Source organism: Arthrobacter sp. B2a2-09 (assembly GCF_027587375.1).
Taxonomy (GTDB): domain Bacteria; phylum Actinomycetota; class Actinomycetes; order Actinomycetales; family Micrococcaceae; genus Arthrobacter.
Window position 1 is genome coordinate 380177 of sequence record NZ_JAMXIC010000002.1, and the last position, 14592, is coordinate 394768.

The 14592-nt window shown below is 63.5% G+C and carries 15 protein-coding genes; 12 read left to right on the forward strand and 3 right to left on the reverse strand.

What is annotated here, in order from left to right:
* The first annotated feature begins 297 nt into the window (after positions 1-297).
* Genes murA through NFJ07_RS03900 form a run of 4 tightly spaced genes read left to right on the forward strand, consistent with a single transcriptional unit; the run spans position 298 to position 4626 of the window.
* On the forward strand, positions 298-1623 hold the full coding sequence (murA, locus tag NFJ07_RS03885; protein ID WP_059387657.1) for a UDP-N-acetylglucosamine 1-carboxyvinyltransferase: 1326 nt from the start codon (positions 298-300) through the stop codon (positions 1621-1623).
* 11 nt (positions 1624-1634) lie between these two features.
* Positions 1635-2411: a lysophospholipid acyltransferase family protein gene (locus NFJ07_RS03890; RefSeq protein ID WP_269992616.1), complete on the forward strand. Its 777-nt coding sequence runs from the start codon at positions 1635-1637 to the stop codon at positions 2409-2411.
* Positions 2408-3460 (forward strand): NAD(P)H-dependent glycerol-3-phosphate dehydrogenase, encoded by a 1053-nt coding sequence (locus tag NFJ07_RS03895; protein ID WP_269992617.1) that lies wholly within the window; start codon positions 2408-2410, stop codon positions 3458-3460. The genes NFJ07_RS03890 and NFJ07_RS03895 overlap by 4 nt, the downstream gene beginning before the upstream one ends.
* Before the next feature lie 17 nt (positions 3461-3477).
* Complete coding sequence (locus NFJ07_RS03900) at positions 3478-4626, forward strand: D-alanine--D-alanine ligase family protein (RefSeq protein ID WP_442865282.1); 1149 nt, start codon at positions 3478-3480, stop codon at positions 4624-4626.
* A 56-nt stretch (positions 4627-4682) separates the two neighbouring features.
* Here NFJ07_RS03900 and NFJ07_RS03905 read toward each other — a convergent pair whose 3' ends face one another.
* Entirely contained in the window at positions 4683-5198 is a 516-nt protein-coding gene (locus NFJ07_RS03905; RefSeq protein ID WP_269992620.1) for a DUF3515 family protein, read from the reverse strand.
* Between the two features lie 96 nt (positions 5199-5294).
* Here NFJ07_RS03905 and thiL point away from each other — a divergent pair, with 96 nt between their 5' ends.
* From thiL to rsmD, 4 genes are read left to right on the forward strand one after another with little or no spacing between them, the layout of a single operon-like run.
* Complete coding sequence (gene thiL / locus NFJ07_RS03910) at positions 5295-6308, forward strand: thiamine-phosphate kinase (RefSeq protein ID WP_269992621.1); 1014 nt, start codon at positions 5295-5297, stop codon at positions 6306-6308.
* 22 nt (positions 6309-6330) lie between these two features.
* Complete coding sequence (locus tag NFJ07_RS03915; RefSeq protein WP_269992683.1) at positions 6331-7386, forward strand: DAK2 domain-containing protein; 1056 nt, start codon at positions 6331-6333, stop codon at positions 7384-7386.
* Entirely contained in the window at positions 7376-9655 is a 2280-nt protein-coding gene (locus NFJ07_RS03920) for an ATP-dependent DNA helicase RecG (RefSeq protein ID WP_269992623.1), read from the forward strand. The genes NFJ07_RS03915 and NFJ07_RS03920 overlap by 11 nt, the downstream gene beginning before the upstream one ends.
* A 51-nt stretch (positions 9656-9706) precedes the next feature.
* A complete protein-coding gene (gene rsmD / locus NFJ07_RS03925; RefSeq protein ID WP_269992625.1) occupies positions 9707-10273 on the forward strand; it encodes a 16S rRNA (guanine(966)-N(2))-methyltransferase RsmD in 567 nt (188 codons plus the stop codon).
* Positions 10274-10316: 43 nt separating this feature from the next.
* On the opposite strand, the gene NFJ07_RS03930 is transcribed toward rsmD, so the two are convergent.
* Positions 10317-11105 (reverse strand): spermidine synthase, encoded by a 789-nt coding sequence (locus tag NFJ07_RS03930; protein ID WP_269992626.1) that lies wholly within the window; start codon positions 11103-11105, stop codon positions 10317-10319.
* A 2-nt stretch (positions 11106-11107) separates the two neighbouring features.
* Positions 11108-12337 carry an aminotransferase class I/II-fold pyridoxal phosphate-dependent enzyme gene (locus NFJ07_RS03935; RefSeq protein ID WP_269992627.1) on the reverse strand — a complete coding sequence of 410 codons (1230 nt, stop codon included), beginning with the start codon at positions 12335-12337 and terminating at the stop codon, positions 11108-11110.
* A gap of 105 nt (positions 12338-12442) precedes the next feature.
* Between NFJ07_RS03935 and coaD the strand changes: the two genes are divergently transcribed.
* From coaD to rnc, 4 genes are all read left to right on the forward strand, one after another.
* Positions 12443-12928, forward strand: coding sequence for a pantetheine-phosphate adenylyltransferase (coaD, locus tag NFJ07_RS03940; protein ID WP_269992628.1), 486 nt, complete (start codon positions 12443-12445; stop codon positions 12926-12928).
* Between the two features lie 146 nt (positions 12929-13074).
* Positions 13075-13602, forward strand: coding sequence for a YceD family protein (locus tag NFJ07_RS03945; RefSeq protein ID WP_269992630.1), 528 nt, complete (start codon positions 13075-13077; stop codon positions 13600-13602).
* A gap of 32 nt (positions 13603-13634) precedes the next feature.
* Positions 13635-13838: a 50S ribosomal protein L32 gene (gene rpmF, locus NFJ07_RS03950; protein WP_028264646.1), complete on the forward strand. Its 204-nt coding sequence runs from the start codon at positions 13635-13637 to the stop codon at positions 13836-13838.
* 22 nt (positions 13839-13860) lie between these two features.
* On the forward strand, positions 13861-14592 hold the full coding sequence (gene rnc, locus NFJ07_RS03955; protein WP_269992631.1) for a ribonuclease III: 732 nt from the start codon (positions 13861-13863) through the stop codon (positions 14590-14592).

Below are 14592 nucleotides of genomic sequence, written 5' to 3' on the forward strand. Positions count from 1 at the left end.
GCCGGTGGCCAGCCCGCCGTCGTCGTATGTGGAAAACTGCTGCGGAAACGTGAACGAACGCGCCACGCCATGCGCGCCCGCGCCAGCAACGGCAGCAGTTATGGACCACGGCACCTGATCTACCGGGTGCGCCGGTCCTTTCCGGTTGCGGAGTTGTTTCCGCGCGCTCGCGCCAGCAACGGCAGCAGCAACCGCTTACGCCACGCCCCTCCATTTCGAATCGGTAACGCCAGCTTTTATGCTTAGCTGGAGCCTTCGTAAGTGTGGGGGCATCAACTCGTTAGGAAACCGGTATAGATGAGTAGTGTTCTGACAATCCGCGGCGGCGTCCCTTTGACCGGCCGCGTCACCGTCAGAGGTGCCAAGAACCTTGTTCCCAAGGCCATGGTGGCTTCCCTCCTCGGCAACGAACCCTCGGTGCTGCGGAACGTCCCGGAAATCAAGGACGTGGAGGTGGTCACCAGCCTGTTGCAGCTCCATGGCGTGACTGTTCAGAAGGATCCCGTCACTGGCGATCTGACCCTGGATCCCAAGAATGCAAAGACGGCATCCAGTACCGCGATCGACGCCCATGCCGGGGACTCCCGCATCCCGATCCTGCTGTGCGGTCCGTTGATCCATGCCATCGGCGAAGCATTCATTCCCGATCTCGGTGGCTGCAAGATCGGCGACCGGCCCATCGATTACCACCTGAACGTGCTCCGCCAATTTGGCGCCGTCGTCGAAAAGCGCCCGGGCGGGATCCACATTTCCGCTCCCAAGGGACTCCACGGCGCGAAGATCTCTCTCCCGTACCCGTCGGTGGGAGCCACGGAGCAAGTCCTGCTGAGCGCCACCCGCGCCGAGGGCATCACGGAACTTAGCGGTGCCGCCACCGAACCGGAAATCATCGACCTCATCGCTGTGCTGCAGAAGATGGGTGCCATCATCAGCGTCCAGACCGATCGCACCATCCGGATCGAGGGCGTTCGGGACCTGGGTGGCTACGACCACCGCGCACTGGCGGACCGCAATGAATCGGCGTCGTGGGCTTCCGCTGCCTTGGTGACCCGTGGAGACATCTTCGTGGAGGGTGCTTCGCAGCGGGACATGATGACTTTCCTCAACACCTATCGCAAGGTGGGCGGCGGCATGGATATCCGCGAGGACGGCATCCGTTTCTACCACCCTGGCGGAAAGCTGAGCCCGCTCGTCCTTGAAACGGATGTGCACCCGGGCTTCATGACCGATTGGCAGCAGCCGCTCGTGGTCGCCTTGACGCAGGCTGAAGGCGTGTCGATTGTCCACGAAACCGTGTACGAAAACCGCTTCGGCTTCACCGACGCACTGACCCGCATGGGCGCAACCATCCAGGTCCACCGCGAATGCCTTGGGAGCGTGCCATGCCGCTTCGGCCAGCGCAATTTCCTGCATTCCGCCGTCGTCTCAGGCCCCACTCCGCTGAGGGGCACCGACATCGACATTCCCGACCTCCGTGGCGGATTCAGCCACCTTATTGCGGCGCTTGCCGCGACCGGCACGTCCAGGGTGACCGGGATCGACATCATCAACCGCGGCTACGAGCGCTTTACTGAAAAGCTCGCCGGGCTGGGCGCCGATTTCGACCTCACCGAATCCAAGTAACGGGGGACACCTTGAAGGAATCGGCCCAGAGCCGCGCCATGTTCGCTGTTCTTGCGGGAGTTGCGCGACCCCTCATGAACATCCTCATGGCAAAGAAGTGGGAGGGGACCGAAAAGCTCCCCGCGGGTGGCTTCATTGCGGCCCCGAACCACTGCACAGAGATCGATCCCGTCGTCGTGGGGCACATGCTCTACAACATGAAGCGTCCACCTCATTTCCTCGCGAAAGCGGGCCTCTTCAAGGCCCCCGTCCTGGGCAGCCTGTTGCGCGCCACGAACCAGATTCCAGTGGAGCGCTCGACGACGGGGGCGAACCGCTCGTTGCAAGCCGCCCAGGAAGTGGTGGATGCCGGCGGCGCCATCATCATCTATCCGGAGGGCACCCTGACGCGCGACCCGGATTTGTGGCCGATGAAGGGCCACACGGGCGCTGCGCGCCTGGCAATCCAGACCGGCGTACCAGTGGTTCCCATTGCCCATTGGGGCGCCCATGAGGTGTTCCCCCGGTACGCGAAACGCCTGCATGTCTTCCCCCGGAAGACCTCCCGCATCCTGGTAGGCGATCCCGTGGACCTCAGCGCTTTCCACGGCCGGCCACTGGACCGGGCCACGCTGGTTGAGGCTACGGACATCATCATGGTCGCCATCACTGAGCTTGTTGCTACCTTGCGCGGGGAAGAACCGCCCAAGGAACGCTGGGACCCTGCCGCCCACAACCAGTCGAAGCACGGCCGCTTCCAAGCGACTGAAGAAGCGTCGGGCACCAATGGGACGGACGGACAGAAGTGACCTCCGGGGAAGAACTCATAGCCGACACGGGCGTTGTCGCCGTGCTTGGCGCGGGATCCTGGGGTACGACGTTCGCAAAGGTCCTGGCGGATGCGGCAATAGCCACTGGCGCGGAGCGCACCATCCGCATTTGGGGCCGGCGCGACGAAGTGGTTGCCCAGATCAACACCGAGCACCGGAACGCCCAGTACTTGAAGGACATTGCGCTGCCCGATTCCATCACGGCCTCAACAGATGTGGCCGAGGTTCTTGCGGGCGCCGGAATCGTGATTCTGGCCGTGCCGGCGCAGTCGCTTCGGCTTCAACTACGCAAATGGAAACCACTCGTGGCCCCTGGCGCCGTGGTCGTTTCCCTCATGAAGGGCCTTGAACTCGGTACGGATTCCCGCATGAGCCAGGTCATTTCCGAGGAACTCGACATTCCGCAGGAACGGGTGGCCGTTGTTTCGGGACCCAACCTGGCAATGGAGATCGCGCGCCAGGAACCGACGGCTTCCGTGGTGGCATGCAGCGACGAAGCTACGGCTGCATCGTTCGCGCTCTACTGCACCGCACCATACTTCCGCCCGTACACGAGCAACGACGTGGTCGGCGTCGAAATCGGGGGAATCGTGAAAAACGTGATTGCCCTTGCCGTGGGTATCTGTGAAGGCAAGCAAATGGGCGACAACACCAAGGCGTCGGTGATCACGCGCGGCCTCGCGGAGACGTCGCGGCTGGCCCTTGCGTTGGGTGGCGAGGCGCGCACGATGGCAGGCCTTGCTGGACTGGGAGACCTCGTGGCTACCTGTTCTTCGCCCCTGTCCCGGAACCACACGGCGGGGCGGTTGCTCGGCGAAGGCTTGACCCTTGAACAGGTCACCGAGCGCATGACGCAGACGGCGGAAGGCATCAAATCCGGGTACGCTGTCTACGAACTAGCCGGAAAACTCGGTGTCGACATGCCGATCACCGCGGCCGTGGTAGCCGTCCTTGAAGGCAAACTATCCGTTGATGAACTTGGGCCCAGACTCCTGGCCCGCTCCCTGAAGTCCGAAGGCGATTACTGACTGTGACCGAAGAATCCTTGACTGCTGGAACTGCCGAGTCCGCGAAGCCGGCCGAACATCGGCGGCCTCGCGTCGCCGTGCTCTTTGGTGGCCGGTCCAGCGAGCACGCGGTCAGCTGCGTGACGGCGGCCGGCGTCATGGGCGCTATCGACAAGGGCAAGTACGACGTCGTCCCCATCGGGATAGCCAAGTCGGGCCAGTGGGTGATCCCCTCCGCTGACATCAGCCAGTGGTCGCTGAGCGCCTCTGCCTTGCCTGAGGTTTCGCCTTCGGGGAAGACCGTAACCCTCGCTGAGGTGGGTGGAGCCCACCAATTGATCGTCACGGCCCCGAACACGGTGCCTGAGGAACTGGGCTCCGTGGACGTTGTGTTTCCGCTCCTGCACGGCCCTTGGGGCGAAGACGGCACTGTCCAGGGTCTCTTGGAGCTTTCGGACACCCGCTACGTGGGAGCCGGAGTCCTGGCATCCGCCGTCGGCATGGACAAGCATTTCATGAAGGTCGTTTTCGAGGCCGCCGGGCTTGCGGTGGGACCGTATGTCGCCGTCACTGACCGTGAATGGATCAACGATGCCGAAGCCGTGCGCAAGCGCGTGGACCGCCTAGGCTTTCCGGTCTTCGTGAAGCCCGCCCGCGCCGGTTCCTCGATGGGAATTTCCAAAGTGGATTCGATGGATGATTTGGACGCCGCTATCGAAGAAGCTCGTCGGCATGACCTCAAGCTGGTGATCGAGGCAGGCATTGTCGGCCGCGAAATCGAGTGTGCCGTCCTTGAAGGACGTGGCACTGCGGCCCCGCGAACCTCCATGCCGGGGGAAATCGCCGTCGCTTCAGGCGACCACGAGTTCTACGACTTCAACGCCAAATATGTGGAGGACGGCGCCGCAGCCCTTAGCTGCCCGGCCGATATTCCGGATGAGGCCATTGCCCGCGTCCGTGAGCTCGCTGCGGCGGCATTCGATGCTGTCGGGGCCGAAGGCCTCAGCCGCGTGGACTTTTTCTACACTCCGGACGGCGAACTCATCATCAACGAGATCAACACGATGCCCGGATTCACCCCGAAGAGCATGTATCCGCAAATGTGGGCGGCTTCCGGACTGGGCTACGCAGAGTTGATCGACGAGCTCATCTACCTGGCCCTCAACCGGAAAACCGGCTTGCGCTGAAAACCGGCTGGCGCTGATAGCCTGCCTGGGCTGAAAGCCGGCCCGGGCTGTGTTCGCTACTTGCCAGGGGTGCTCGTGGGCAGGTTTTGCAACAGCTCAGGCTGACCGATGCACTTGCGTACGGCCTTGATTTTCGCTGCGGCGGGTGCCAGATCGGCAAGGACCGTGGCGGAACTGATCTTGTTCGGGTCCATGAGGATTTCGGTGGCTGGCTCGCGACCGTACGTGGTGAGGGTCCATACCGGGTCGCCTTCCTTGATGACCCAGTCGACGTCGTTGACGGTGACGCAGCGGTCCGTGGTGGGGCCGGGCACGTTGACGCCGCAACGCAAGATCAACACCGACGGGTCGCCCCATGCCGCCGTGGCCTGGCTGTTGGTCTTCCGCAGGGCGGCGTTGCCGATGGTGTCCGGGAGCGACACCATCATGGGCGCGCAGGCGGCATTGGGGGCATCAGCCGCGGGCTGGACGTCGACGACGGGAGAGCAGGCTGCAAGGGAAAGGACCGAAACCGCCGCGGCTGTCAATGAACAGAGGGCGCGAACGTACACAGCGGCTTTCGTTTGTTGCATTGATCAAGCCTATCGCGGCTGCGGCAATCAGAGGATCGGGAAGCGGGGGCCACGGGACAGCCCTTTGTTGTCGGCGGTTCGCGATAGCGTAGAGCTGTGTCCATAGAACAACAGACTGTCGGCGAGCTCTCCGAAGGCGAGCTCCTCGCGCGCATCTTTCCGCGCCTGCACCACAGCAGCAGCGTGCTGCTCGGGCCAGGGGACGACGCCGCCGTCGTAGCCGCCCCGGATGGCCGGACCCTCATTTCCATTGACACCCAGACCCAGGATCAGGACTTTCGCCTGGAATGGAACAACGGATACCGGACTACGGGGTATGACGTCGGTTGGAAATCGGCGGCCCAGAATCTCAGCGACATCAACGCGATGGGTGGCACCGCGGTGTCCCTCGTCGTCAGCTTGACCATGCCGCCTGGTACTCCGGTGCAGTGGGTTGAGGACTTCGCGGATGGCCTGACGGCCGGCATCGTCGGCTTGGGGGCTGTAGATTGTTCAGTTGCCGGGGGAGACCTGGGCCGTGGCCGCGAAATCGCGGTGACCGTCGCCGTCGTCGGGACAATGCACGGCCTCCCTGCTGTCTTGCGCTCCGGGGCACGTCCCGGAGACACCTTGGCCCTTGCCGGAACTGTTGGCCGAGCCGCAGCCGGCCTGGCCCTGCTTGAAAGCACGATCCCCGTAGGCACGCTGAAGCCTGCCCAGCGCGGACTCATGGACAGCCAGTGCCGGCCGCTGCCGCCCCTTGCCGCCGGACCGCAGGGTGCCAAGGCTGGGGCAACGGCCATGATGGATGTCTCCGATGGGCTTTTGCGCGACGGCGCCCGCCTCGCCGAAGCCAGCGGCGTCGTACTCGACCTCGACCCCATCGCGCTCAAGGCCCTCGCCACTCCCTTGGAAGCTGCCTCGGCTCCTCTTGGCCGCGATCCCATGGACTGGATCCTGGGGGGTGGAGAAGACCATGGCCTGTTGGCGACATTTCCAGCAAATGTTCAGCTACCTTCCGGCTTCACTGCGATAGGCTCGATCCAGGCCGTTGCCGAAGGACAGCACAGCGGCGTCCGGATAGCGGGAATGCCCGCTGACACCGTGGGATGGGATCACTTTGCAGACTAAGATTGCCGCCAATACGCACGCCATGAAGCGGTGGCTGGGCAAAGCGGAGACGACGCTCGGGAACCACAGCGACCGCCTCAACGCCATCAACATCTTCCCGGTGGCAGATGGCGACACCGGCACCAACCTCTACCTCACTGTCCGCTCCGCTGCGGCGGCATTCGCTGGCGGTTCCACCGCAGATGAACCGGTGAACGACGTCGGTGCCGTTCTGGCCGCGGCAGGTCAGGCTGCCATGGAGCAGGCCCGGGGTAACTCCGGAACACTCTTTGCCGTCTTTTTGTGCGCACTAGCTGAACCGCTGGCCGGGCACACGCGCCTTAGTGCGCCCCTGCTTGCCACCGCCCTGAACCGGGCCCAGATCCGGGCATGGTCGGCCTTGAGCGAGCCGGTACCGGGCACCATGCTCTCTGTTCTCGAAGCTGCCGCCAGGGCAGCGGGCGAATGCGATACTGCGCACAACGGCGACGACAGCAACCAAGCGCTGGGCCTGGCCCTTGATGCCGCCGTCAATGCCGCGCTGGATGCAGTGGTGCAAACCGAGGACCAACTTGCCCCGTTACACGCCGCCCATGTTGTGGACGCGGGCGGGGTTGGAATGTTGTTGATCCTGGACTGCCTGCGTTCGGCTGTGCTCGGCGAAGAACTCCAGGATGAGCTCTTGGACGGGCTGCACGGCTATGACCTGCAGGATCCGCACATCCACGCCGGAATGCCTGACGACGACGGCGTCGAGGTCATGTGCACCATCAGCCTTTCACCGCTGGCCGCCGCCACGCTCCGTCAGCGGTTGGACGAACTCGGCGACTCCGTCATCATGAGCCAGGTGGGCAGCGCGATCCAGGCGGGCAGTGCGAGCCAAGTGGGCAGCCGGAATGACGCCGGGGACGACGACGATGACGACGAGGACGCCGCAGAAGCCAGCTACCGCTGGCGCGTGCATGTCCATGTTCCGGAAGCCGAACCCGCCGTGGCTGTCATCCGCTCACTCGGCGACCCCACCGACATCTCCGTCAGCCAGCTGTCGATGCCGCGCGACCCAGGCCTTCCGGCAGGCCAGCACGGGCATGAATACTGAGCTTCAGCTTCCCCTCGAGCGCAGGATCGGCAAACGCTCCGCCTCCGTTATCGAGAAGCACCTTGGCCTGGACACTGTGGGGGAGCTGCTGAACTACTTTCCCCGCCGTTACCTGAGCCGCGGGGAGCTGACGCCCATCAGTAAACTGCCGTTGGATGAAGAGGCCACCCTCATCGCCAGGGTGCTGTCCAACTCCACCCGGCAAATGCGTGCAAGGCGCGGATCGTTGACCGACGTCGTGGTCACGGACGAGGCCAGCGGTGAACAGATTCCCGGAACCTTGAAGATCAGTTTCTTCAACGGCTTCCGTGCCCGCAGTGAGCTTCAGCCGGGGCGCCGAGTGATGTTCTCCGGCAAGGTCAGCCGCTACGGCGGATCCCTGGGCATGACCAATCCGGACTTCATGCTGCTTGACGAGGACCCGGAACTGGCCGGTTCCGTCGATCCGGAAAAACTGGCAGCCATGCCCATCCCCGTGTACCCGGCCACCGCGAAGCTCACCAGTTGGTCCATCCACAAGGTCATCACCACGTTGCTGGACACCATCGATGTGGACAGCATCGAGGATCCGCTACCTTCCGAAATCGCGTCCCGGGAGAAATTCCTGGGGGTAGGGGAGGCGTACCGGCTGATCCATTCGCCGGAAACGGCGGCCGACTGGCAGCGTGCCCGTGACCGGTTCCGCTACCAGGAAGCCCTGGTTCTACAGACTGCGCTGGCGCGGCGCCGGGCCCAGTTGGCTGCCGAAGAGGCCACCGCGCGCCGGCCCCTGCCCGAAGGGTTCCTTGCTTCCTTTGACCGGCAGCTGCCGTTCACGCTGACTGCCGGCCAGGCCGCCGTCGGAAAGACGCTTTCCCACGAGCTGGCACAGGACTCGCCGATGAACCGCCTGCTGCAGGGCGAGGTTGGTTCCGGAAAGACGATCGTGGCCTTGCGGGCCATGCTGCAAGTGGTGGATGCCGGCGGACAGGCGGCACTTCTTGCACCCACGGAGGTCCTCGCGGCACAGCATTTCGATTCCATCCGGAGGACCCTGGGCCCGCTGGCCCGCGACGGTTTGTTCGGAGGTGCCGGGATGCTGGGCGGAGCCGGATTGTTGGACGGCGACCCTGGAAGTGGCCCCGTGTCCGTCCAGCTCGCCCTGCTGACAGGCTCCATGCCGACGGCTGCCCGCAAGCAAGCGATGCTGGACGCGGCCTCGGGCAACGCCGGCATTGTGATCGGCACCCACGCCCTGCTGAGTGACAAAACCTCGTTCCAGGACCTGGGGCTGATCGTGGTGGATGAACAGCACCGCTTCGGGGTGGAACAGCGCGACGCCCTACGTGCCAAGGCCAACAGGCCGCCGCACCTCTTGGTGATGACCGCCACTCCGATTCCGCGCACCGTTGCCATGACCGTCTTCGGCGACCTCGAAACGTCCGTGCTGGACGAACTCCCCGCAGGCCGGGCGCCCATCTCCACCCACGTCGTAGGGCTCGCCGAAAACCCGGGCTGGGCGGCCAGGATCTGGAAACGCTCGCGGGAAGAGATCGACGCCGGCCACCAGGTGTACGTCGTGTGTCCCAAGATCGGAGAAGACGACGACGGCGACTTCAGCCCGGGCGAAGCGGAACCAAGCGACGCCGAACTTTCGGAAGAGGGCCCCGCGCGCGAGCTCGCTTCGGTAACCGCCGTCGTCGAAACCCTCAGTCAGGAGCCCGCCCTGAGGGGCGTCCGGGTGGAGCCCCTTCACGGTCGGCAGGATCCGGTACTCAAGTCCGAAACCATGGCCTCGTTCACTGCCAACCAGACCCAGTTGCTGGTATCCACCACGGTCATCGAGGTGGGGGTGGACGTCCATAACGCCACGCTGATGGTGATCCTTGATGCTGACCGCTTCGGAATTTCGCAACTCCACCAGCTGCGCGGGAGGGTGGGCCGCGGCGGTCTTCCAGGCACGTGCCTGCTGGTCACGACGCTCGAGCCGGGTCATCCAAGCCGCAGGCGCCTTGACGCCGTTGCTTCCACTACTGACGGCTTCGAGCTTTCCCAAGAAGACCTCAAGCTGCGCCGTGAAGGGGACATCCTGGGCGCCTCGCAATCCGGTGGGCGCTCCACCCTTAAGCTGTTGCGGGTCCTGGAGCATGAGGACGTGATCGCCCGTGCCCGCACCGATGCCCAGTGGCTCGTGGCGGACGACCCCCTGCTGCAGGGCCAACAGGCCCTGGCCGCGGCAATTGACGAATATCTGAACCCCGAAAAGGAGGCGTTCCTTGAACGCGGCTAAGGAATCCACGCCTGAAGGCACGCCTGTGTGCGCCGCCCCGGGAGTTGGCCGGTGAGCCGGATCATTGCCGGCGTGGTCGGCGGCAATCCGCTGGTCAGCGTCCCGGGAAACGCCACCAGGCCCACGACGGACCGCGTCAAGGAGGCCTTGTTCTCGCGGCTCGAGGCCCTCGACGCCATCGACGATGCCCGGGTTTTGGATCTTTATGCGGGTTCGGGTTCGCTCGGCATCGAAAGTGCCAGCCGGGGCGCACGCTCGGCCGAACTCGTGGAATTCGATGCACGTGCATCCGAGGTCTGCCAGCGAAACGCAGACATGGCCAACCAGGTGCTGGGACGCAGGATCGCCTCCGTCCATCGTTCCAAAGTGGAGTCCTTCCTGGAACGCGCGGCGGATGACGTTCTCTGGGACCTGGTGTTCCTGGATCCGCCGTACCCTTTGGATGAGCCTTCCCTCAAGGCTGTCCTCGCCAAGCTTGCCTTCCACCTGGATGAAGGCGCCGTGGTTGTCGTCGAGCGTTCCTCACGGTCCCCTGAACCGGACTGGCCGGACACCCTCGAACGGTTTGCCGACAAGAAGTACGGCGAAACCAAGCTCTGGTTCGCCGAACCCGTGTAGAACGGCCCCAGCCGGAGATGCGGCGCTAGCTCGAAAGGCGGCGCTAGCCCGAGATCCGGTCCAGCTCCACTCCGCTCAGTACGGCCGCCGGATGCGGCCCCCGGGCCAGGAGTTCCGCTGTCCAGTCCGCTGGCCACGGCCAGCGGGTCCCCACGAGGATGATGTTGCCGGGGTAGCGGCCGGCGAACATGCCGCTCTCGGCGAAGGCGGCGACGTCGGGCATCGCCCGGCGCATCGCGGAGACCTGGCTGCGCACCAGGGTCAGGGCCGCTTCGTCTCCGACATTGACGATGAGCACCCCATCGGACCTGAGTCGCGCCGCGGCTTCTTCATAGAACTCCTGGCAGGCAATATGTGCCGGAGCCTCGGGACCGGAGAAGATGTCCAGGATCACGACGTCGAACTCGAGTTCCGCGGGCAGCTCGGCGAGGGTTTCGCGTGCGTCGCCGATATGCGTTTCCAAGCGGGTGCCGTCCGGCATGGGCAACTTCTGCAGCACGAAGTCGAGCAATTCACGCTCGAGCTCGACGGCGTACTGTTCCGAGCCGGGCCTCGTCGCCTCGATGTATCGGGCCAGGGTCAACGCCCCCGCGCCGAGATGAAGGGCTGTGATGGCTTTCCCGCTTGGCGCGAGCAGATCCACCACATGGCCGATCCGGCGCAGGTATTCGTAGAAGATTTCCGCGGGTTCCGCGAGATTGACGTGTGATTGCTCGGCGTCGCCGATGCGCAGGATGTAGGCACAGTCAATCAGCGCGTCGGCTTCGATCGCGGCATGTTGGCCGGTGGTCCGCAGGAAACGCCGTCCCTCGTGATTTTGACCGGTAGGCACAGTCAGAGCTTGTCCCGCAGGGTGGCAAGCCTGGCGGCCGCTTCTTCCAATACTTCGGTCTTTTTGCAGAACGCGAATCGAAGAAGGCTGCGCGTCCTTTCCGCGCCTTCCGGATGGCAAAACACCGGAACGGGGATGGCAGCCACTCCTACGAGCCCTGGCAGCCTTCGTGCCAGGTCCACGGAGTCGCTGATGCCGAGGGGCGCGGTGTCCACGTTGATGAAGTATGTTCCCTGTGGCGTGAAGACGCCGAAGCCGGCGGCCCGCAGCCCCTCAGCCAGGATGTCCCGCTTGTGCTGGAGGGTGGACGCGATGCCGGTGTAGAACTCATCGGGCAGGGCCAGGCCTACGGCGATCGCACTTTGGAAGGGGGTGCCGGAACTGTAGCTGAGGAATTGTTTGACTGTGCGGATCGCTGCCACAAGGTGGGCAGGTCCGCTGAGCCAGCCGATCTTCCAGCCGGTGAACGAGAACGTCTTGCCGGCCGAGGAAATCGTGACGCTTCGTTCGGCGGCTCCGGGGATGCTGGCGATCGGAAGGTGCTTCACTCCAAAGGTGAGGTGCTCGTAGACTTCATCGCTGAGGATCACGGCATCGTATTTCCGGGCGAGTTCGACGACGCGTTCCAGCACCTCGCGCGGGAAGACCGCGCCAGTGGGATTGTGCGGGTTGTTGAGGAGCACAACCTTGGTGCGCTCACTGAATGCCGATTCCATGGCATCCACGTCCGGAAGGAAGCCCGGCGCCAGCAACGGAGCGGTCACATGCTTGGCGCCGGCGAGTCCGATAATGGCGCCGTAAGAGTCATAGAAGGGCTCGAAGGTCAGGACCTCGTCGCCGGGTTCGATGAATGCGAGCAGTGACGCGGCGATGGCTTCAGTGGCCCCGGTGGTCACAATGACCTCGGTCTGCGGGTCCGGGGTCAGCCCGTAGAAGCGTTCCTGGTGTGTGGCGATGGCCTCGCGAAGTTCAGGGATGCCTTTGCCCGGTGCGTACTGGTTGGCTCCCGCCGTGATGGCTGCTTGCGCTGCTGCCTTGATTTCCGCGGGCCCGTCCTCGTCCGGGAATCCTTGGCCCAGGTTGATGGCGCCGGTGGATACTGCCAGGGTGGTCATTTCTTCGAAGATGGTCACTCCGAGGCTGCCGTCGGCCGAAAGCAGGTTGGCGCCGCTGGCGGCACGTTGCCAAGGGGCGACGGAGGTGTTCTCGCTGAGGGAGGCCGGGCTCGTCACTGTGGGGTTGCCTTCCTGGGTGCTGGCTTCCGGCTCGTCCGGCCCGCCGTTTCAGCCATGGTATCGCCATAGTGCCTGCGGCCCCGGATGGGGTAGGTTCGAACCATGAGACGCGCAGTGTGCCCTGGCTCCTTCGACCCCATCCACAACGGACATTTGGAAGTCATCGCAAGGGCCGCCGGCTTGTTCGATGAAGTCGTCGTCGCGGTGTCCACCAACTACACGAAGAAGTACCGCTTCAGCCTGGAAGAGCGCATGGACATGGCTCGGCAGACCCTTGCTTCCTTGCGGGGCATCATCGTGGAGCCCATGGGTGAGGGACTGCTGGCCGAATACTGCAGGCACCGGGGAATTTCGGCGATCGTGAAGGGCCTGCGCTCGTCCTCGGATTTTGACTACGAACTTCCCATGGCCACCATGAACCGCCAACTGTCCGGCGTCGAGACTGTCTTTCTCCCGGCGGAGGCCCATTACCTGCATTTGTCGTCCACGCTTATCAAGGAGATCTCCCTCCTGGGCGGCGATGTCTCCGATTTCGTGCCTAAGTCGGTGCTCAAGAGGCTCCTGGCTGGCGAGTCGGCAGCGGAGTAGCCCCGCAGCGGGTAAGCTGGATCGGTACCTCGGGCAGAACGCGTTGCAATTGACCCGGTTTGAGTCCGTTCATGCGTTCAGGCTAAGATGGTACGTCGGTCATATGTTCTACAGGAGTTCTCATTAAGCGAGATGCAAGTTCGCCTTTGACGCTGGACGTCAAGGACCTCGGACGTAGTCCAGGAAGCATGCGGACGCTCACGGAACATGTACCCGCGCCAGGTGATCTTGGCGTGGCACTCATTGGCGTTCAGGAAGGCTCGGATATCGAGCTCGACCTGAGGCTTGAGGCCGTACACGAAGGAATTCTGGTATCTGGAACCGTGTTCGCTGAAGTCAAGGGCGAATGCGGACGATGCCTGGATCCCCTTGCGTATGACCTTGAGGTCAATGTGCAAGAACTTTTCTTCTATGAGGGCGTCGAGCTTTCGGACGAAGAAGACGATGAAGAGCAACGTCGAGTCGAGCACGATCTAATCGATCTTGAACCGGTGTTGCGGGACGCGGTTGTAACCATGCTGCCGTTCCAGCCGGTGTGCCGGGAAGACTGCCAGGGCCTTTGCTCAATATGCGGAGTGCGTCTGGAAGACGAGCCGGGGCACCACCACGAGGACCTGGATCCTCGCTGGGCTGCCCTAGCTGAACTGGCTAAGACCGACCGGCAAACTGATTAGTAAGTGTTGACTAAAAGAGAAATGAGATAGCCGTGGCTGTTCCCAAGCGGAAAATGTCTCGCGCAAATACACGCGCCCGCCGTGCCCAGTGGAAGGCAACTGCCCCCAACCTGGTCAAGACCATCGAAAACGGACAGGTTGTTTACAGCCTGCCGCACCAGGCAAAGGTCGTTACCGACTCTGCCGGGACTGCGCTGTTCCTTGAATACAAGGGCCGCAAGGTCGCTGACGTCTAAATCCGCCACAAGGCTGACAAGGATGTCTTCAACTGAAGAGCTTCTGAAGCGTCTCGGTGTCTCTATTGACGCCGAGACGCTTCGTCTTGCTCTGACACATCGTTCATACGCGTATGAAAATGGCGGGATTCCCACCAATGAGCGCCTCGAATTCCTGGGCGACTCCATCTTGGGCTTCTCCGTGACCGATTCGCTGTACCGCGACAACCCGGCACTCCCGGAAGGCGAACTCGCGAAGCGACGCTCCGCCGTCGTCAGCACCCGCGCCCTGGCAGGTATCGGCAGGGATCTCGGCATCGGCGAATTCATCTACCTCGGGCAGGGCGAAAGACTCACCGACGGTAAGAACAAGTCCTCAATTCTTGCGGACACCATGGAAGCGCTCATTGGCGCCACCTACCTTTCCAACGACATTGAGACCGCCCGGCAGTTGGTCATGCGGCTCGTTGGTCCGTTGCTGAAGGATGCCGCAGCCCTTGGGGCAGGCACCGATTGGAAGACCAGCATGCAGGAGCTTGCCGCGAGCCGGCAGCTCGGATCCATCTACTATGCCGTCGAAGGCTCCGGTCCGGACCACGCGCGCACCTTTGAGGCAGTGCTCCAGATAAGCGGCACCGCCTACGGCAAAGGCGCGGGCCACTCCAAAAAGGAAGCCGAGCAGGAAGCCGCCGCAGATGCGTGGCGCACCCTGAACAGCAAAGTCACGCTGAACAGCAAAGCCGACGCTCCAGCTGATCCTGCGCACAGCGCCTGA